Genomic DNA, 18,410 nt, shown 5'->3' on the forward strand with positions numbered 1-18,410 from the left:
GACCTCGAGGGAGACACTCAACGCACGGCCTCCACGATGGACTCGTCGAGGTAGTCGGCCTCGGGTGCGGGGACGAAGCGCGTGGCTTGCCATACGAGGATCAGCCTGTGTCGATCGGGCTCGTGCTGCGGCTCGATGATCACGGCGCTGGCGCGGGCGAGTTGGCGCTCTTCTCGGCGGCCAAAGCGGGTTCGGACCATGAAGGCCAGCTCGGGGAGCTCGAAGCGCAACGAGCCTCGGGCGCTGAGGTTGGTCAGCTCGATCACTTCGCCGGAGCGCAACGGTGTCGGGAGGCGCTGATCAAAGGGGGCGTAGTGCAGGCAGGCTGGGTTCCAGTCATCGGGAAGCAGCGGACGCTTGGTCGCCGCCCAGCGCTCGTCGTAGGTCCCCGCGAGCTCGAGGCGCGGCGACCAGTGGCTGGGGAGCGCACCAAATCCGGCGGGGCCGGCCCGCTCGGGGGCGCCGCTCGGGTAGTAGACGCGCGGCGCCTCGCGCTGATGAAGGTGAGCCTGATCCATGGCGAAGCCGCAGCCGATCGGGTTTCGCAGGTCACAGCCGTGGAGGCGTGGATCCGCGGCGAGCTCGTCGCTGCCTCCCCAGGCGTGCTCGTAGACGATCGCCTGGGTGACGAAGGGCTCGGGCCTGGTCACGCGCAGCCCGGTGGGACCGAAGGTGTAGCGCGCTGGCCCGCGAACGAGTAGCTGCTTGTCGATCGGGCCGGCGCGCAGCCCCACCCGGACCTCGGGGGTCGGGTGGCCGCCAGGGGCGTGGGCAGTGGCGTTGACGATCAGGTCGACGCCGGGCTTGCTCGCGCACAGGTCGACCTCGTAGCGCAGGCTCGAGCGCCCGGGCTCTCCGAGGTACTCGGGCTCGAGCAAGGGAGGGAGCTGGTCTTCGGCGGGAGTCAGAGCACCGTCGGCGTCGAGGTCGAAGGTTGCTTTGATGGCAACGATCCAGTGGTGCAGGCCGTCCGGATCACGGATCCACGTCCGGTCTGTCGCGTGCGCTGTCTTGTTTCGAATCGCCCACATCGCGGCCGAGACCTTGGTCCGAGATCTCAGTCGCTCGCGGGCGCGAGTCGTTTGCGTGGCGCTGGCGCGTCGACGCCCGAGTCAGGGGGCGCTCAGCGAGCCGTGCCGAAGCGCTCGACCATATCCATGATGAATCGCTGTTCTTCCTCGGCGATGTGCCCGTCCGCCCCCGCGATCCGCCACAGATCCGCGAGGATCCGCCGCAGCGCGTCCTCGTCCGCGCTCAGGCGCAGCTGATCCGCCGCATCGAAGGCGCAGGCCAGCTGCTCTTCTCGGGTCTTGCGGCGCTCGAATTCGGCGCTCGCCCAGCGCAGCACGGTCTGGACCTCGGCGCCGGCGGAGTCGGGGGCCCAGGCCTGGAGCTGCTCGGCGAGCACGCGCTGCTCGTCGAGGTCGAGGACGCCGTCGGCGTAGCCCAAGGTCAGGTAGAGGTAGGCGGTGGCCAGCAGGCGTGGATCCGGGGTCAGGTCGAGCCAGTCGGTGACGTTGACCAAAAAGCGCAGCGCGGGCTCGACGACCTCGCCGCCGGTGCCCGCGAGCTCGTAGAGGTCGGCGAGGATCGAGGCGAGCTGGGTGCGGGGCAAGAGCGCCTGCAGCTGCTGGGCGCTGGTCCGCGCCCGGGCGACGCGGGCGGTGATGCTGGGCAGGTTCTGGAGGTCCGCGAGGGCGTGGCGGAGCAGGCGGACGATCTCGCGCCGGGGGATCTCGGGGCCCCACTCGTGCAGGCGCGCGACCAGGAGCTCGGCCTCGTCGCCGATCACCGCGCCCTCGGCGAGGTCGACGAGCACGAGGTAGAGGACCGTGAGCAGCGGGAGCTCCACGGGCACGGGCACGCGCAGGCCGGCCACGGGCATGGGCGAGCTCGGGGTGCGCTTGTGGATGGCCGAGGCGGCGCGGCGCGGCTCGACGCGCTCGCGCAGGCCGATCTCCTCGCCGAGCACGCCCATGCCCGTGGTCTCGGCGGGGACCGCCGCGAGGGCGCGGACGAAGTCGGCCATGTCCTCGAAGCGCTCGTCGGGGTCCTTGGCCAGGGCGCGGAGGATCGCGTCCTCGACGGCCTCGGGGATGTCGGCGTAGGGGGCGAGCTCGCGCGGCTTGGGCGGGGGATCCTCGATGTGCATGTCGAGCATCGCCTGCGGGTTGCGGGCCTCGAAGGGCAGCTGACCCGTGAGCAGCTCGAAGGCCACGCAGCCGAGGGCGTAGATGTCGGCGCGGGCGTCCACGGTGGTGCCCAGGGCCTGCTCCGGCGCCATGTAGGCCACGGTCCCGAACACGCAGCCGTCGTGGGTGAGCGCGGCCTCGTCCTCGAGCTTGGCGATGCCGAAGTCGAGCAACTTGACGTAGTCGGGGTTGGCGTCGCGGTTGACCAGCAGCACGTTGCCGGGCTTGAGGTCGCGGTGGATCACGCCGCAGCGGTGCGCGGCGCTCAGCGCCCGGGCGATCTGCAAGACGATGCCCCGCGCTCGCGGCCAGGGCAGGCGACCCTCGCGGTCGAGCAGCTCGTCGAGCTCGAGGCCGTCGAGGTGCTCCATCACGAAGTAGGGCGCGCCCTCGGGCGTCTGCCCGAAGTCCATGATGTCGACGATGTTCTCGTGGCCGATGCGCGACGCGGCCTGGGCCTCACGCAAGAAGCGCTCGGCGAGGTCGCGGCGATCGAGGAAGTCCGAGCGCAGGACCTTGAGGGCCACGGGCTTGCCCAGCGTCACGTGCCGGCCGAGGTAGACCGTGCCCATGCCGCCCTCGCCGACCCGCTCGACGATCTCGTAACGATCGGCGAGGACCTCGCCGATCAGGGGATCGTCGGGGTCCTCGGGCTCATCGACGTCGGAGTGAGTCGGTCGGCGGTCCAAGGGGCTGGTCAGAGGCTACCATCGCCACCATGGCGGAGCCGACCTGGCGTCACTGTAGTCGTTGCAAGCAGCCGATCGCTTGCGGCGCGAGCTATCTCGTGTGCAGCGTCTCGACCTGCAACCGCGCGCGCGCGCCGATGGTGTTTTGCAGCATGGAATGCTGGGACGCGCACGTGCCGATCGCGGGCCACCGGGAGGCGAGCGCAGAGGAGCGGCGCGCGCCAGCGAAACCCGGCGACCCCGCCCTCAAGCCAGCCGGGGCCACGCGCAAGGGCAAGCGCGTGGTCGCGCCGGTCCGCCGCCGCGACCCCAGTTTGCCCCGAGACACCCTCGTGGTCGCCAAGGCGCTCAAGGCCTACGTCGCCGCCGCCAGCGGCCTGCGGACCTCGGACGCGGTCATGGACGTGCTCTCGGACAAGCTGCGCGACATCTGTGACCGGGCGATCGAGCGGGCCAAGGCCGACGGGCGCAAGACCGTGCTCGACCGTGACTTCCTGCCCAAGTGAGGCAGATGGGGCGGACGAGGCGGGACCTGCGACCCGCCGCCGGCTTACCCGCGCCGAGGGCTCGGCCAGGGCAGCGGGCGGGTCAGCCGGCGGCGGGTCGCGGGGAAGCCGTACCTGCGCGGAGGCCCCGGTCGGCGCCCCTCGAGTCCGAGCCCGCGTGCTGGGCCCATGTGCTGGGCTCGCGCTCAGACCCGGCGCTTGTAGTCCTCGTAGCCGAAGCGCTTGACGACCTCGAGCTGACCGCCCGCGCGGGGCTGCTCCCGCCAGATTGCGATGGACGGCAGCTGGACGCCGTTGAAGGTCGTGGTCTTGACCATCGTGTAGTGGATCATGTCCCAAAACACGATCCGGTCGCCGGGTCGCAGGGGCGCCTCGAACAGGTAGTCGGGCATGAAGTCCCCGGCCAGGCAGGTCTGCCCGCCGAGGTGATAGCGGTGCGGCGCGGCGGCGAGCTCTTCGGGGCTGGCGTCGTGGCGGGCCCCGAGCACGCGCGGGCGGTAGGGCATCTCGAGGCAGTCGGGCATGTGCGCCGAGAACGACACGTCGAGCATGGCGGTGCGCACCGGTCGTCCTTCGGCGTCCGGGGACTCGACGACGTCGAGGACCGTGGCGATGAGCTCGCCGGTCTCCCAGGCCACGGCGCTGCCCGGCTCGAGCACGATCTCCTCGAGCTGAGGGTGGCGCTGGCGGAGCTGGCGGATCTGCTGGATCAGCAGCTCGGTGTCGTAGCCCTCGCGGGTGATCGCGTGCCCGCCCCCGAGGTTGAGCCAGCGGACCTGGTCGAGGAGCGCGCCGAACTTGGCCTCGACGCGCTCGAGGGTGCGCGCGAGGGTGTCGGAGCCCTTCTCACACAGCGTGTGCATGTGCAGGCCCTCGACGCCCTCGGGCAGCTCCCCGCCGAGCTGCCCGGCGGTGACCCCCAGGCGCGAGCCGGGCACGCAGGGGTTGTAGAGCGCGGTCTCGACCTCGGCGTACTCGGGGTTGATGCGCAGCCCCGGGCTCGCGCCGGCCAGGCGATCGCGGTAGCGGGCGTACTCGCCCACCGAGTTGAAGGTCAGGTGCGAGGCGAGGCGGGCGATCGCGTCGAAGTCCGCGGGGATGTAGGCGGGGCAGTAGGCGTGGATCTCTCCGCCGAAGGCCTCGAGCCCGAGCAGGGCCTCGGCGAGCGAGCTGGCCGTGACCCCCGGCAGGTAGGCGCGGACCAGGGGGAAGCTGGCGTAGAGCGCGAAGCCCTTGAGCGCGCAGATGATCTTGGCCCCGCTCTCGCTGGCCACGTGGGCGAGGCGCTCGAGGTTGGCGCGCAGCCGGGCCTCGTCGAGGACGAAGCAGGGGCTGGGCGGGGCCGCGTAATCAATCGTAGTCATGGGGCAGCTCGACGTCGACGAGCTCGGTCCACGGCAGACCCTGGACGTTGAGCTGGGCCATGAAGGGATCGGGGTCGAACTCCTCGACGTTGTAGACGCCGGGCTTCATCCACGCGCCCTCGAGCATCAGCTTGGCGCCGATCATCGCCGGCACGCCGGTGGTGTAGCTGACCGCCTGGGAGCGGACCTCGCGGTAGCAGGCCGCGTGATCGCAGTTGTTGTAGACGTAGTAGTTCTTGGCCTCGCCGCCCGCGAGCCCGCGGATCTGGCAGCCGATCGAGGTCTGCCCGGTGTAGCCCTCGCCGAGGCTCTCGGGCGGCGGGAGCACGGCCTTGAGGAATTGCAGGGGCACGATGTCCTGGCCCTGGAAGTGGACCGGCGCGATCGAGGTCATGCCCACGTTTTGGAGCACGCGCAGGTGGGTCAGGTACTCCTGGCCAAAGGTCATCCAAAAGCGCGCGCGCTCGATGGTCGGGAAGTTCTTGGTCAGCGACTCGAGCTCCTCGTGATAGAGCACGTAGGACTCGCGCGGGCCGATGTTGGGGTAGTCGATCGGCTTGTGCTCGCTCATCGCCGGGATCTCGACCCACTCGCCCCTCAGCCAGTAGCGCCCCGGCTGGGTGATCTCGCGGATGTTGATCTCGGGGTTGAAGTTGGTCGCGAAGGCCTTGCCGTGGTCGCCGGCGTTGCAGTCGACGATGTCGAGGTAGCGCAGCTCGTCGAAGTGGTGCTTGGCCGCGTGGGCCGTGAACACGCCGGTGACCCCGGGGTCGAAGCCGCAGCCGAGCAACGCCATGATCCCCGCCTGCTCGAAGCGCTCGCGGTAGGCCCACTGCCAGTGGTACTCGAACTTGGCGACGTCCTTGGGCTCGTAGTTGGCCGTGTCGAGGTAGTGGACCTTGGTCTCGAGGCAGGCGTCCATGATCGGCAGGTCCTGGTAGGGCAGGGCCACGTTGATGACCAGCTTGGGCTGGACCTCGCGGATCAGGGCCACCATCTGGGCGACGTCGTCGGCGTCGACGGACGCGGTCGCGATCTCGACGCCGTGCATCTCGCGGACCTCGGCCGCGATCGCGTCACACTTGGACTTGGTCCGGCTGGCCAGGGTGATGTGGCCGAAGGTGCCCGCGTTCATCGCACACTTGTGGGCTACGACTCCGCCCACGCCGCCTGCGCCGATGATCAAGACCTTGTTCGTGCTCATGGGCCGGGAGGTTGGGCCCTTCGCTGGGGCGAGTCAAACGTGAAAGAGGCCGCACCCCGAAGGGTCCGGCCTCTTTGCGCGCGGGCGGCCAGGCCTCAAAAACGCAGGCTCGCGCCCATGCCCACGGAGGTCGGCGATGCCTGGGGCGAGAGCGACCACTGGCTGAACTTGCCGTAGCGCGCGAGGTGGCGGCGGTAGCTGTTGCCGTGGGCGATCAGCCCGAAGCCCGCGCTCATGCCCAGGGCGCCGGCGTCCGCGAGGCCGTAGTAGAGCTTGCGGCGGTCGACCTCGCACTCCACGGTGGTGCAGAAGTCGTCGAACTCGCGGCGGAGCATGAAGGCCTCGGCGACGAAGGCCCCGATGCTCAGCCCGACCAGCGCCACGCCAGCGCCGACCCGAGCCCGGGCGTTGCGCGTGCGGCCGTCGCCGTAGACGGAGTGCCAGGCGTCGTACTTGCCGAGCGCGCTGGCGCCGATGCTGGTCATGACCATGGCCGAGCCAAAGGCGTAGCCGGTGCCGGCGTGGGCGTGCCACGGCTCGGTCACGTAGAAGCAGCCGTGCGCCGTGTTGAAGCCGTTTCGCTCCCAGTTGGTGCAGTAGTTGGCCTGGGCCGCAGCCGTGGAGATCTGCGCGCTCAGACCGATGATGAAGATCGTGGACGAGGCCGCGAGCAAACCGAAGCCGCCCAGGGGCTTGCGGGGCGCCTCGAAGCGGACCGGCGGAGCCATGGGCGGTGCGGGTGCGGGGGCCGGCGCGGGCGTGACCACGACCACCGGCGCGGGCGCGACCGCAGGCGGCGGAGCCACCGGCGGCGCGACGGTGACCTCCACGGAGGCCGCGGGAGCCGGCGCGGCCTCGGCAGCGGGCGCAGGCGTGACCACGAAGGCCTCATCCTCGGGAGCGACGCTCAAGGTCGCGACCAGAGCAAGTCCGAGCATCGACATGGCCGCAGCCTAGCACGAGGTCGAGCGCCCCGCGTCGAGCGTCCAGTGTTCCAAGCCCAAATTCCTCCTAGCCCCAAATACCAGGAACGCGCGCAGGGCCGCCCCGCGCGCCCACCGAGCGAACCCCTCGCCCAGCGGGCCCCCCGACCTACCCGGAGCACCCACAGAGGTCCACGACGACCCACCCCAGCGCCCCCTCCACCCACGCGGGAAATCCAAGTCCCCCGACCCGCGAGCAGCCCGGGCAACGAGAGGTCGCCACGTGTCGACACAGCAGGCAACCGAAGTTGGCGGGCAACGACAGGTCGCGATGTGCCGAAAGGGCAGGCAACCGAAGTTGGAGGGCGCCAACATGCGATCCCACGCACGGAGCAAAACCATCCGCAGGGGCAAAAAAAAGACCCCCTTCTAGGGGGTCACTACGTGCCGACGCGAACGACATGCCTCCCCGCCCGAGACCGCCGGAGGCGGTCTCGAGGGCCGCGCAGCGGCCCGCTGCGGCTAGAAGCAGGACGCCCGCGGGGGTCTAAATCAGTGCGGGCCGTGGCCGCTGTTGTCGATCTGCTTCTTGCGATCCCGCTCCTCGAGATACTCCCGAGCCGCGACCCAATCCGTCGCGTCCGCCGAGGCCTCCCCGCCGAGGAACTGACGCAGCGCCTTGTTGGGGTGCTCCTCCGAGAGCGGCGCCAGGGCCCAGCGCAGCACGTCGTCGATGCTCTTGGCGAAGCGGATGTCGAGGGACTTGATGACGTTCTTGGGCACGTCGTGGAGGTCCTTCTCGTTGTCCGCGGGGCAGACGACGATCTTCATGTCGCTGCGGTAGGCCGCGAGGATCTTCTCCTTGAGGCCGCCGATCGGCAGGACCTTGCCGCGCAAGTTGATCTCGCCGGTCATCGCGACGTCCTTGCGGACGGGGGCGTTGAGCAGGGCAGAGACCACCGAGGTGACCATGGTGACGCCCGCGCTCGGGCCGTCCTTGGGCACGGCGCCCTCGGGGAAGTGGATGTGGAAGTCCACGTGTTCGTAGAAGTCGGGGTCGAGGCCGAAGGTCAGGCAGCGCGAGCGTACGTAGGTGATGGCCGCGCGCGCAGACTCCTGCATGACCTCGCCGAGCTTGCCGGTCAGGGTGACCTTGCCCTTGCCGGGGGTGATCGTGACCTCGGCCGGGAGCAGGTCACCGCCGAAGATGGTGACCGCGAGGCCGTTGGTCATGCCGACCTGATCCTCCTCTTCGCCGCGCTGGTAACGGAACTTGCGCGGCCCGAGGTACTTTTGGACGGTCTTGGTGTCGACCTTGAACGACTTCTTCTTTTGGCCGTCCTTGACGTAGTCGCGGGCGACCTTGCGGAGCACCGCCGCGATCTCGCGCTCGAGCGAGCGCACGCCGGCCTCCTTGGTGTAGTGGTGGATCAGCTCCTTGACGGCCGGATCGCTGAAGTTGACCTCGACCTCGTCGAGGCCGTTGAGCTCGCGCTGCTTGGGCAGCAGGTACTGGCGGGCGATCTTGAGCTTGTCCTCGTCGGTGTAGCCCGACAGCTCGATGATCTCCATGCGGTCCTGCAAGGGCAGCGGGATCGTGTGCAGGCTGTTGGCCGTGCACAAGAAGAGCACGTCGCTGAGGTCGTAGTCGAGGTCGAGGAAGTGGTCGACGAAGGCCTGGTTTTGCTCGGGGTCGAGGACCTCGAGCATCGCGGCCGAAGGATCGCCGCGGAAGTCCATCGACATCTTGTCGATCTCGTCGAGCAAGAACACCGGGTTCGATGAGCCCGACTTGCGCAGGCCCTGGATGATCTTGCCCGGCATCGCGCCGATGTAGGTGCGCCGGTGGCCGCGGATCTCGGCCTCGTCTCGCACGCCGCCCAAGGACACGCGCACGAACTTGCGGCCGGTCGCCCGGGCGACGCTCTTGGCCAGCGAGGTCTTGCCGACGCCGGGCGGCCCGACGAGGCAGAGGATCGGGCCCTTGACCTTCTTCACCAGGGCCTGAACGGCGAGGTACTCGACGATGCGCTCCTTGGGCTTCTCGAGCCCGTAGTGGTCCTCGTCGAGGACGCCCTCGGCGTCGCTGAGGTCGAGCTTGTCGCCGGTCTTGTCCGACCAGGGCAGCGAGAGCACCGTGTCGATGTAGTTGCGGACCACGGTGGCCTCGGCCGACATCGGGCTCATCATCTTGAGCTTGCGCAGCTCCTTCTTGAGGCGCTCGCTCGCCTCCTTGGTCATCTTCTTGCGGCGGATCTTGTCTTCGAGCTCTTGCAGCTCGTTTTTGAATTCGTCTTGCGACCCGAGCTCCTTTTGGATCGCCTGCATCTGCTCGTTGAGGTAGTACTCCTTTTGGTTCTTCTCCATTTGCTTCTTGACGCGAGTACGGATCTTCTTCTCCACCTGGAGAATCTCGATCTCGTTCTGCATCAGCTCATAGAGCGTCTCCAACCGGGTCCAGACGTTCTCGGTCTCGAGCAGGTCCTGCTTGGCGGCGAGCTTGAAGTTGACGTGCGCGGCGATGGTGTCGGCGAGGCGCGAGGGGTTGTCGATGCTCTGCACGCTGACCGCCAGCTCCGGGGGCACGCGCTTGTTGAGCTTGACGTAGTTCTCGAAGGTCGCCTGGACCGAGCGCATCAGGGCCTGGAACTCGGGCTCCTGCTCGGGGTCGATCTCCGGGGTCTCGACGAGCTCGGCCTCGACGAGGAAGTACTTGTCCTCGCTCTCGACGTACTCCTTGATCCGCGCCCGGGTCTTGCCCTCGACCAGGACCTTGACCGTCCCATCGGGGAGGCGCAGGAGCTGGACGATGGTGCCGATCGTCCCGAAGTCGTGGATGCCGTCGGGCTTGGGGTCGTTGACCTTGGCCTTCTTCTGCGCGCAGAGCAGGATCTGTCGGTCTGCGGCCATCGCCTCTTCGAGGGCGTTGATGGACTTCTCGCGGCCGACGAAGAGCGGGACGACCTCGTGGGGGAAGACGATCAGCTCGCGCAGCGGAAGGAGCGGAATCTTGATGGTTGCCATGGCTTGGTGCCCGGGAAAGGTTGCGAAAAAATCGCAGTCCGAGCCAAGCAAACGCTAGCACTCGGCCATGGGGTGGTCAAACATCGCCCCCCTGAGTGAGGGGGCGAAATTTCGCCCTGGACGCCCGTTTTGAGCCAAACTCGCGCTGCGCTCGGACGCGCCACCGTCACCGGGGCTCAGGCCGGAGGCGGGGCGGTGAACCATTTCCACAGACGCGAGAGCGCGGCCGTGACCAACACTGTCCATGGGACCCCGGGCTCACCGGTGAGGGAGCCGAGCGCGGCACAGATCTCCAGCAGCGGCGCCCCCTGCAGCCAGGTCGGCATGGACACGCCGAGGCGCTTGACGAGCGCCGCCGAGCGCGGCAGTTCGAGGACGTTCGCGTCGTCTCCGCGCAGCCGAGATCGCGCGTGGGCCAAAGACAGCAGGGCCGCGACGCCGCCGGTGACGAGCAGCACCAAGGCGGCGACGTTGGAGCGATCCGTCTCGGCGACTAGTACGTAAGTCAGGCAGGCCGTGAGGATCGCGTGGGCCAGGGGGCGGGTGGCGCCGGCGAGCGTGTCGCCTGGGACCCAGACCTCGGGTCGGCCGTGTTCGTCCCGGGGGTTGATCGCTTCGTCCCGCAAAAAGCGCAGCGGCGCGAGCAGGCGCGAGACGTGGACCCCGAGCAGGAGCAGCACACCAGCGAGGATCAACGTTGGCCAGCTGTGCACGAGGCAGACCGGGCCCGAGGCCAGGGCGACGCCCAGAGCCAGGAGCTCGAGCTGGGCGACGGCGAGGTTGGAGCGGGCCAGCCAGCGCAGCGTTCGAATGCTGATCTCCCGGTGCCAGCGTGACTCGCCGGCGAGGCTGCGACGGACGTGCTCGGTCTCGGTGCCCCGCCAGCCGCTGGTACGCGAGCGCCGGGCCTCGGTGCGCAAGACCAGCCACTCGGCGCGCTCGACGTCCTCGTCGTAGACGACCCGGGCGATGTCATCAGGGCCGAGATCGTCGGGCCACAGCAGCTCCTCGGACACCGGCATGGTCGCCGGCATCGCGCCGAGCTCACCGGCGAAGAAGCCGGCCGGTCGGGCGACGCCGTCGTAGAGGGTGTAGCGCTCGTCGTCCTCGAGGGGGTGCTCGACCATCAGGCGCAAGAGCTGCGGGTCGAGGAAGGTGCCCTCGTAGATCATCAGGCCAGGTCCGTCGATGATGTCCCCGACCGGGACCTCGCGGATCTGGGCCGGGGCGAAGGCGAGGCCGGGGGCGGCGAGGATCTCGACGAAGCCGGCCTCGAGGGCGGCGTTGATCGAGCGCTGGGCGAGGGGGATGCCGAGCAGCGGGCGGTCGAGGCGGGCGCGGGCCTCGGGGTCGGGGAGCAAGACGAGCCGCAGCCCACGCTCGATGCTGCGTGGCGCGGGCTCGGTGTTCGCCTCGTCCTCCTCGGACCGGGTCCACTCGCTGGTCATGGGGCCGCGTTCGCCCCCTCGCGCATCAGCCCGGACAAGAACGCGCGGTCGATGCCCTCGAGCCCGGCCACGACGCGGTGGGCTCGGCGTTGATCCTGGTGGCCGGGGTGGTCGGCCGGGAGGTTGGCGGCCGCCGTAGCGACCACGCGCATGCCCGCGGCGAGGGCCGAGGCGACGCCGGCCTCGCTGTCCTCGAAGACCAGGCAGCGCGCCGGCTCGACGCCGAGGCGCGCGGCCGCGGCCAGGTAGCCGTCGGGTGCCGGCTTGCCTCGGGGGTAGTCCTCGGCGCCCATGTAAAAGCGCAGGCGCTCGGCGAAGCCGAGGACCTCGAGGGCCTCGGCGATCTCGCGCCGGCTCGAGCCCGAGACGATCACCGTGGGGATGTCGAGGGCGGCGAGGGTCTCGACGAGCTCGCGGGCGCCGTCGAGCACCTGGATGTCGATGCCCTCGGCGCGCAGCTCGGCCTTGAGGGCGTGGGCGCCGGCCTGGAGCGCGGGCAGGTCGTCACCGATGCGCTCGGCGACGCGCAGCTCGCTGTGGATCTCCTGCCACGCGTGGCCGATCACGAAGCTGCGCTCGCGCGCGTCGAGGGTGACGCCGCGGGTGGCCATGTAGCGGGCGATGGCCTCGGCGTGGAAGGACTCGCTGTCGACGAGGGTGCCGTCGAGATCGAGGAGCACGGCCTGGGGAAGCTGCGACACGGCGGGAGGATACAACGCCGGCGGCTACTCGCTATGGCAGCGCTCGCAGGCGTCGCTGGCGAGCTCGCAGTCCTCGATGGCGCGCTCGCAGGCGTCGGCGTAGGCGGGGTCCTCGGGGTGGGCCTCGCCGAGCTCGCAGATGCGCACCTCGAGCTCGCAGATGCCCTCGGCGAGGCCGCAGACCGACTCGCAGCGGTCGGCGGCCGCGTCCATGGCCACGTCGTCCTCCGCCGCGGGCGCGGGCGCCTGGCCAGGGGCGCCGCCCCCTTCGTGGGGGCGCTCGGCCTTGGCCGCGTCCTTGCTCCCGCGCTCGCCCCGACCGCGCTTTTTTTGCTTGGCGTGGCGCGAGCTCCCGGCGGAGGCGCTCCCCGTGGAGATCTCGGCGGCGTCCTGCGCCGGGGCCTCCTCCTCGAGGCCTTCGACGCTGACGTCCTCGGTCGCGGCGGCCTCGTCGCGCATGTCCGAGCGAGCCTGGCGACGCTCGAGCTGCGCGGCGGAGAGCAGGCCCATGGACTGCATCTGCGCCTCGAAGTCATCGAGCTCGGCGAGGGGATCGTGCGGACCCGGCGGGGGCTCGGCGAAGCGGGCGTCGGCGCCGTCTTCAGTCTCGGCATCGACGGCGCTCGAGGCCTCGTCGGGCGAGGCGGGGGCGTCCGACTTCTTGGCGCAGCCAGCCAGGGCGCAGCCGATGGCGACGGCCAGGGCGAGGGGGAGCCGCGGCCTCGGTCGCGGCCACGCATGCTCGGGCTCAGTCTTCACAGCCATCACAAGCCTCCTTGGCGACCTGGCAATCACCGACGGCGCGCTCGCAGGCGGACTGGTAGTCGTCCTCGTCGGTGTGGCGCTCGGCGAGGGCGCAGATCGAGTCGCTGAGCTCGCAGGTCACCTGACCGAGGGAGCAGATCGACTCACAGCGCCCGGCGGCGTCCTCGAGCTCGGTCGCGATCGGGGGACCCTGGACGGCCTTGGCCTGCTCGGGAGCTTCTTTGGCGTCGGGGGAGGCCGACGCGCGGCCGCTGCTGCCCTTGCCCTTGCCCTTGCTCGAGGTGGAGGTCGACTTGGACTTGGACTTGGTGCTGGGCTTGGCGGGGCTGCCCCCGCCTGCGCTGGGGCTGGGGGCGGCCTCGAGCTCTTCCGCTGCGTCGAGATCGAGCTCAGACTCGGGCTCGGCGTCAGCGGCAGCGGCTGCATCGGGGTCGGGGTCGGGGTCGGCGAAGCGCACGCCGAGGCGAGAGAGCTCGGCGCGGTTGCTGGCGAGGCGGCGCTCGAAGTCATCGAGGCCCGGCGCGCTCTCTTCGGCCGCGGCTGCCTCCGCGGGGGCGTCCATGGGCTCGGCGCTGGGCTCTGAGGGGATGTCGCTGGGCGGGGGCGCCGACTGGCGCTCGGCCTCGGCGCTCTGCTCGGGGCTGGCGGCGCAGGCGAGGGCGCCCGCGGCCAGCCCGAACACGACCGCGCGCAGCACCAGGGCGCGGGAGGGGGACGAGGGCGAGGGGGCGCTCACCGGCCGACCTCCTGGATGACCTCGTCGAGGAGGTCGCGGTTCATGTCGAGGGCTTGCTCGTAGAGCAGCAGCGCGTCGTCGTCACGGCCGAGGCCCTCGAGGACCTCGCCGCGCAGGGCGAGCAGGCGGGCGGTGAAGGGGTTGGGGTCGAGCTGCTCCCACTCGCGGCCGAGGCCCTCGTCGGCGAGCTCGAGCAGCTGCTTGCCGGTCTTGGCGTCGACCTGGGGGTGATCGAGGCGCAGGCGGAGCAGGCGGCCGTAGGCGTCGTGGCGCAGCTGCACGGCCGCGTCGCCGCCTCGCTCGCGCGACGGCCAGGGGATCTCGCGCAGGGACTCGAGGGCCGCGATCCCCCCGCTCACGTCGCCGCGCTCGAGCATCACGTCGACCTTCCTGTCGCTGGCCTCGACGGTCTGGGCGAGGGCGACGAGGGCCTCGGGCTCGCCGGGGGGCTTGAGCTTGCCGGCCAGGGCCAGGCCGCCGAAGGTCAGCGCGCCGCCGAGGACGAGCCCGGTGAGCAGCTGGCCGATGGTGTGCCACTTGGTGGTGGTGGGCTTCACGGTCATCGTTGGTCTCCCCGGGCCTGAGCCAGGAGCTGGTCGCGCAGCTCGTCGCGGCTGCGATCCACGGCGGCGACCAGGGCCGCGCGGCCCTGGGGCTCGAGGCGGATGTAGCTCGATTCGAAGGCGCTGGCGCCAGGGCTGCGGGCGCCTCCGTCGGCGGCGGCGATGCCCCCGAGCTGGGTGATCTCGGGCGTGGCGCTGGCTGCCCCGGCCGCGCGCTCGCGGCTGGCTCGGGCGCTGTCCTCGTCGCTGTCCTTGTTGCTCGCGCTGCCCTCGGCGAGCGCTTCTTCGGACTTTGCGAAGGGGGCGTCCTCCTCGGCCTGGGGGGCGGCGTGGCTCTCGTCGAGGGCGAGCGTCGGCTCGCTGGCGCCGGGCTGGATCACGACGATGGCGAGGACGGCCGCGGTCGCGACGACGGGCGCCGTCCACCACACCCAGGCGCGGCGCCACCACGGCTGCCCGGCCGGCGCGACCTCGGCCTCGACGTCGGACCAGATCGCGTCGAGGGCGTCGGGCTCCAGGCTCTCGGGCTGGCGGGCGTGGCGGAGCAGGTGGAGCAGGGCGAGCTCGGGCTCGACGGAGCCGCGCTCGCCTTCTTGCTCCTGGCCGCTGCGCAGGGCGTCCTCCCACTCGGGGTCGAGCACGCCCGCGGGTCGTGCCTCGCCGTTCGGCTGCTTTTGGTCGGTCATGGTGGACACCCTCCAGGGTCTCGGCGCGTTGGGGCCTCGAGCGGGCTCGCTGGGCTCGCGGGCCGGGAAACGCCGGGTCGCGAAGTCAGCTTACGTGGGTTTGAAAAAGTGGCCTGCGCCCGGCAGGCGCGATCGCGCGTTCGCGTCCTGTTCACGCCCGCACCTCGCTCATGTCGAATTCCACGCCCTGCTGCTCGCAGGCCTTGCGGAACGCCCGGACGGCGCGAAACAAGAGCACGTCCAAGGTCCCGATCTTGACGTCGAGGAGCTCGGCGCAGTCTTCGCGGCTGCGATCTTCGAGCAGGCGCAGGCGCAGGACCCGAGCGTAGCGCGGGTTCATGGTGTCGAGCACCGCGTCGATGCGCTTGCGCAGGGCCTGGGCCTGGACCAGCTCCTCCATGGGCGAGGCCGGCTCCTTGTCGCCGAATACCCCGACGTGGTGGGAGAAGGCGCCGCGCAGGCGCTGGCGACGGCCTGAGGCGCGGAAGAGGTCGCGGGCCTTGTTCTTGGCCAGGGTCTTGAGCCAGGGGTAGATGCTCGAGCCGCGCCACTCGTAGCGGGGCAGTGCACGGTGCGCCGAGATGAAGGTCTCGCGCAGGCAGTCCTGGGCGTCGTCCCGGTTCCCGAGCATGGGGACCAGCACGTAGCTGAACAAGATCGGCGCGTAGTGACGATAGAGCCGCTCGAAGGCTCGCTTGTCGCCCTCCATGGCGCGCTCGACGATCGCGCGCTCGTCAGCTAGGGGCTCCGGGCGACCCACGGGGCGCACCATACCCTACTATCCGCCTGGCGTGCCCCGCCTCGATCAGCTCCTCGCCCGGAACCTCGGCCTGTCTCGTCGCGTGGTCACACGCGTCTTGCGATCTGGATCGGTCCGCGGCCCGGGGGGCGAGGTCCTGCGAGATCCTCGGCTGACGCTGGCTCCCGGGCAGCTGCCTTTCACCGTCGACGTCCGCGGCCGCCAGGTGCAGCTGCGCGAGCACGTGCATCTGATGCAGCACAAGCCGGTGGGGGTCGTGACTTCGCGCAAGGACAACCGCCACCCCACGGCCTGGGACCTGCTCGAGGGCGCGCCGATGCACGCCGAGCTCAAGGCCGTGGGCCGCCTCGACCTCGACGCCTCGGGGCTGTTGCTGTGGACCACCGAGGGGCCGCGGATCCACGCCCTGACCCACCCCCGGCGGGCGGTCTCGCGGGTCTACGAGGTCGCCCTCGCCCGGCCCTTCGAAGCGCCGCCGCGGGACGCCGATGGTCAGGTGAGCCTGATCCTCGCCGACGGCTCGCGGCCGCGGATCACCGCCCTGGCCGGGCTCGAGGGCGCCTGTCACCCGGCCCTGCCCCGGCCGCCGGGGACCGAGGCCCTGGCCAGCGTGACCTTGCTCGACGGCTCGCACCACGAGGTCAAGCGGATCTTCGCGGCCCTCGGCAGCCACGTCCTGGCGCTGACTCGCGTCGCTCATGCCGGCCTGCGCCTGCCCGAGGCCATGGCGCCCGGCGAGTGGATCGAGCTCGAGGAGCTGCCCTCGCCCTCGCCCCAGCGCGCGCGGCCCGAGTCCTCGGCAGAGGAGCCGGCGTGAAGCTGCGCGTGGCCCATCGCGTGCCGCGGACCCGCGCCGAGGGGCCGCACGAGCGCTGGGCGCTGTGGCTGCAAGGTTGCTCGCTGCGCTGCCCGGGCTGCTGCAACCCCGAGCTCTTCGACCCCGCGGGAGGGGCCCTCGTCGAGGTCGACGTCCTGCTCGCCGAGCTCGCCGAGCTCGCGCCTGGTCGCGCCGCGCCGCGCCGGAAGATCGAGGGCGTGACGATCCTCGGCGGCGAGCCGCTCGAGCAGCTCGAGGCGCTGACCGAGCTGTGCGAGGGCGCGGCCGGCCTCGGCCTCGGCGTGCTCGTGTTCACTGGTCTGCGCCTGGAAGAGGCCCGCGCCCGGCCGGGCTTCGCTGCGCTGTGGGCGAGCCTCGACACCCTGGTCGACGGCCGCTTCGAGGCCCGCGCCCGCGAGCCCGAGGCGCGCGCGGGCGGCCGGCGCTTCGTGGGCTCGCGCAACCAGACCCTGCACCACCGAAGCCCGCGCTACGCCGACCCGGCTGTGTGGGCCGGGGCGAATTCGGCGGAGCTGCGCGTCGAGGCCGACGGCAGCGTCAGCGTGCACGGCTTCCCCAGCGCGGCCCGGTCGCTGCTGCGCCTGCTCGCTGCGCCCGCGCCCGTGGACGCGAAGCAAAGCCCGAACTAGGAGCCCGTGGTGAAACCCAACACGACACCTGGCTTGGTCTTTTCGCCGAGGGCTTTGTCGCCAAAACTTGCAGTACGCCCGGTACAGCGGCGTTTTGGCTTCGCGCCCTCGACGAAAAGCCCGGCGCCAGGAGCCGCGCTGGGTTCCACCACGGGCTCCTAGCCGGGCTCAGCTCGGCCGGTAGTCGACGTGGATCGCGGTCGCGTCGTCGTTGTCGTGGGAGTGCTGGGCGAGGAGCAGGCGGCCCATGGCGTCGACGTCGAGGCGAGAGAGCTCGCGCAGGGGCGCGCGGCGATCGATGCCGTCGGTGAAGAGCAACATCCGCCCGGGCTCGTCGACCTCGACCTCGGCGACGCGCAGGCGTGGGAGCCGTCGCCCGAGCACGCCGTTGCTGGCCATGAAGGGCAGCTGCGGGCCGCTGAGTCGGCGCAGCTCGACGTTGCCGACGCCCGCGATGGTCAGGCGCCGCTCCTCGAAGCGGACCAAGGTGGCCGCCGCGCCGCGGGATCCTTTGAGCGCGTCGTTGAGGCGGATGAAGGCGGCCTCGATGTCGAGCGCGGCGTCGAATTGCCCGAGCTCGTCGACGGCGAGCTGGGCCGCGGCCGCGGCCTTGGGCCCATGGCCGAGGCCGTCGATGAGCAGCACCCAGGTCACCGCATCGACCTCGCGAACCACGCCGGCGTCGCCGCTTTGCTCCTCGCCGATCCGCGGCCGGCCAAACACGCGTGCGTCGACGTGCATCACCCGAGCTTATCGCGCAGAAGGGACTGATCCAAAGGACAGGGCGATCAAGTTGCACTTGCTGTCTTCTTGCTCACACTTGCGGCTGACTTCATGATTGAGGGCAGATGTCGGCCGCTACCGAGCTCATCGACCCCGTCCAGTTTCCAGCGGCCGCCAAGCCGGTCTGGGGGGCGCTCGATGGACACCTGACAGCGCAGCAGCTGGAGCGCGTGCTCGCGAGCATGGCCGAGAAGCTGAAGCTGCGAAGCGGCCCCAGCCCGATGGTCCTCGACTGCCGCCACATGGCTGGCTACGACCTGGACGCCCGCCACGCCTTCGTGGACTGGAACAAGCTCTGGCGGCATCAGGTGTCCCGGGTGGCGATCATCACCCAAAATCGCCTCTATCACGTGGTCATTGGCGCGATGTCGCTGGCCTCCGGTCAGGCCATGAAGGGCTTCGCCGAAGAGGGCGAGGCCTTGGCCTGGGCCACGGGCGCGTGAACGAGCGTCTGCGCGGGCTCGCCCACACCGCCCCCTGCGCGCTACTGTGCCGGGGGTCGGGGTCTGGTTTTTCGATGCGCTCGAAGATGCACCGTCAAAAGTCGCGCTCAGGGTCTCGGGTCTGTGGAGCGCGGCCATGATCGCGCCGCTGCTGGG

General features: G+C 70.7%; 18 protein-coding genes. 4 read left to right on the plus strand and 14 right to left on the minus strand.

All coding sequences use genetic code 11. The features are described 5' to 3' along the window. Positions 1 to 17 precede the first annotated feature (17 nt). Together G6O69_RS13715 and G6O69_RS13720 are read right to left on the minus strand one after the other, a co-directional pair. Positions 18 to 1,031, minus strand: coding sequence for a DUF2169 domain-containing protein (locus G6O69_RS13715; RefSeq protein WP_172303951.1), 1,014 nt, complete (start codon positions 1,029 to 1,031; stop codon positions 18 to 20). A 92-nt stretch (positions 1,032 to 1,123) separates the two neighbouring features. Next, the gene (locus G6O69_RS13720; protein WP_172303952.1) at positions 1,124 to 2,881 is read right to left on the minus strand and encodes a protein kinase; all 1,758 of its coding nucleotides are present in this window, start codon (positions 2,879 to 2,881) and stop codon (positions 1,124 to 1,126) included. 29 nt (positions 2,882 to 2,910) lie between these two features. On the opposite strand from G6O69_RS13720, the gene G6O69_RS39375 reads away from it, so the two are divergent. Next, positions 2,911 to 3,387, plus strand: a complete 477-nt coding sequence (locus G6O69_RS39375) for a hypothetical protein (RefSeq protein WP_217909828.1) — start codon at positions 2,911 to 2,913, stop codon at positions 3,385 to 3,387. Between the two features lie 185 nt (positions 3,388 to 3,572). Here G6O69_RS39375 and nspC read toward each other — a convergent pair whose 3' ends face one another. The 11 genes from nspC to G6O69_RS13780 form a co-directional block, all read right to left on the minus strand. Continuing rightward, a complete protein-coding gene (nspC, locus tag G6O69_RS13730) occupies positions 3,573 to 4,751 on the minus strand; it encodes a carboxynorspermidine decarboxylase (protein ID WP_172303953.1) in 1,179 nt (392 codons plus the stop codon). Further along, entirely contained in the window at positions 4,738 to 5,955 is a 1,218-nt protein-coding gene (locus G6O69_RS13735; RefSeq protein WP_172303954.1) for a saccharopine dehydrogenase family protein, read from the minus strand. Before G6O69_RS13735 ends, nspC begins: the two co-directional genes overlap by 14 nt. Positions 5,956 to 6,050: 95 nt before the next feature. After that, positions 6,051 to 6,899, minus strand: a complete 849-nt coding sequence (locus G6O69_RS13740) for a hypothetical protein (protein ID WP_176396818.1) — start codon at positions 6,897 to 6,899, stop codon at positions 6,051 to 6,053. 531 nt (positions 6,900 to 7,430) lie between these two features. Continuing rightward, positions 7,431 to 9,902 carry an endopeptidase La gene (gene lon / locus G6O69_RS13745; protein ID WP_172303955.1) on the minus strand — a complete coding sequence of 824 codons (2,472 nt, stop codon included), beginning with the start codon at positions 9,900 to 9,902 and terminating at the stop codon, positions 7,431 to 7,433. A gap of 176 nt (positions 9,903 to 10,078) precedes the next feature. Further along, positions 10,079 to 11,350: a hypothetical protein gene (locus tag G6O69_RS13750; RefSeq protein WP_172303956.1), complete on the minus strand. Its 1,272-nt coding sequence runs from the start codon at positions 11,348 to 11,350 to the stop codon at positions 10,079 to 10,081. Beyond that, complete coding sequence (locus G6O69_RS13755; RefSeq protein ID WP_172303957.1) at positions 11,347 to 12,051, minus strand: HAD family phosphatase; 705 nt, start codon at positions 12,049 to 12,051, stop codon at positions 11,347 to 11,349. Before G6O69_RS13755 ends, G6O69_RS13750 begins: the two co-directional genes overlap by 4 nt. 24 nt (positions 12,052 to 12,075) lie before the next feature. Then, positions 12,076 to 12,816, minus strand: coding sequence for a hypothetical protein (locus G6O69_RS13760; protein ID WP_172303958.1), 741 nt, complete (start codon positions 12,814 to 12,816; stop codon positions 12,076 to 12,078). Then, positions 12,800 to 13,552, minus strand: a complete 753-nt coding sequence (locus G6O69_RS13765; RefSeq protein ID WP_172303959.1) for a hypothetical protein — start codon at positions 13,550 to 13,552, stop codon at positions 12,800 to 12,802. Before G6O69_RS13765 ends, G6O69_RS13760 begins: the two co-directional genes overlap by 17 nt. After that, positions 13,549 to 14,115, minus strand: coding sequence for a tetratricopeptide repeat protein (locus tag G6O69_RS13770; RefSeq protein WP_172303960.1), 567 nt, complete (start codon positions 14,113 to 14,115; stop codon positions 13,549 to 13,551). The genes G6O69_RS13765 and G6O69_RS13770 overlap by 4 nt, the downstream gene beginning before the upstream one ends. Beyond that, complete coding sequence (locus G6O69_RS13775) at positions 14,112 to 14,801, minus strand: hypothetical protein (RefSeq protein WP_172303961.1); 690 nt, start codon at positions 14,799 to 14,801, stop codon at positions 14,112 to 14,114. Before G6O69_RS13775 ends, G6O69_RS13770 begins: the two co-directional genes overlap by 4 nt. A gap of 151 nt (positions 14,802 to 14,952) precedes the next feature. Beyond that, positions 14,953 to 15,561 (minus strand): RNA polymerase sigma factor, encoded by a 609-nt coding sequence (locus tag G6O69_RS13780; RefSeq protein ID WP_172303962.1) that lies wholly within the window; start codon positions 15,559 to 15,561, stop codon positions 14,953 to 14,955. A 31-nt stretch (positions 15,562 to 15,592) separates the two neighbouring features. Between G6O69_RS13780 and G6O69_RS13785 the strand changes: the two genes are divergently transcribed. Together G6O69_RS13785 and G6O69_RS13790 are read left to right on the plus strand one after the other, a co-directional pair. Next, positions 15,593 to 16,378, plus strand: coding sequence for a pseudouridine synthase (locus G6O69_RS13785; RefSeq protein ID WP_172303963.1), 786 nt, complete (start codon positions 15,593 to 15,595; stop codon positions 16,376 to 16,378). Continuing rightward, positions 16,375 to 17,028, plus strand: coding sequence for a 4Fe-4S single cluster domain-containing protein (locus tag G6O69_RS13790; protein WP_172303964.1), 654 nt, complete (start codon positions 16,375 to 16,377; stop codon positions 17,026 to 17,028). Before G6O69_RS13785 ends, G6O69_RS13790 begins: the two co-directional genes overlap by 4 nt. Before the next feature lie 168 nt (positions 17,029 to 17,196). On the opposite strand, the gene G6O69_RS13795 is transcribed toward G6O69_RS13790, so the two are convergent. After that, a complete protein-coding gene (locus G6O69_RS13795) occupies positions 17,197 to 17,769 on the minus strand; it encodes a SpoIIE family protein phosphatase (protein ID WP_172303965.1) in 573 nt (190 codons plus the stop codon). 107 nt (positions 17,770 to 17,876) lie between these two features. Here G6O69_RS13795 and G6O69_RS13800 point away from each other — a divergent pair, with 107 nt between their 5' ends. Then, on the plus strand, positions 17,877 to 18,254 hold the full coding sequence (locus tag G6O69_RS13800; RefSeq protein WP_172303966.1) for an STAS/SEC14 domain-containing protein: 378 nt from the start codon (positions 17,877 to 17,879) through the stop codon (positions 18,252 to 18,254). Positions 18,255 to 18,410: the final 156 nt, after the last annotated feature.

The organism is Pseudenhygromyxa sp. WMMC2535 (genome assembly GCF_011083025.2).